Origin of the sequence: Streptococcus mitis (assembly GCF_008763935.1) — a bacterium.
Lineage (GTDB): Bacteria > Bacillota > Bacilli > Lactobacillales > Streptococcaceae > Streptococcus > Streptococcus mitis_DB.
Window position 1 is genome coordinate 1 of record NZ_VTQF01000039.1, and the last position, 324, is coordinate 324.

1 pseudogene is annotated in these 324 nt (G+C 35.5%); it reads right to left on the reverse strand.

Annotated elements, in window-relative coordinates:
• Positions 1-218, reverse strand: a pseudogene (locus F9B91_RS11215) (sigma-70 family RNA polymerase sigma factor); the annotation flags it as partial.
• Between the last annotated feature and the right edge of the window lie 106 nt (positions 219-324).

Genomic DNA, 324 nt, shown 5'->3' on the forward strand with positions numbered 1-324 from the left:
TTACGGATATGGTCTAAAATTCGATTACGGAATTTAGTTTTGAAGTATTTACGTAAACGAGGAATATCTTCTACTAGCTCTTCTTCTCTACTAATCAATTCATGTAAGCAAATCATTCCCTCTTGGTCCCAATCTGATAGCTCCCATAAATGAAGGTAATATTCATTTCTACACTTATATACAATCCCCTGGACTTCTTCATATAATTCTTTAAACATAACGTCCCCCTTTCTAGATACAGTTTAACAGATTCAGAAACACTTTTGGCACATTTCATCCATTCTGCACCCTTTAGCTCCTCAACTGCACAAAAAAGAGAGGACA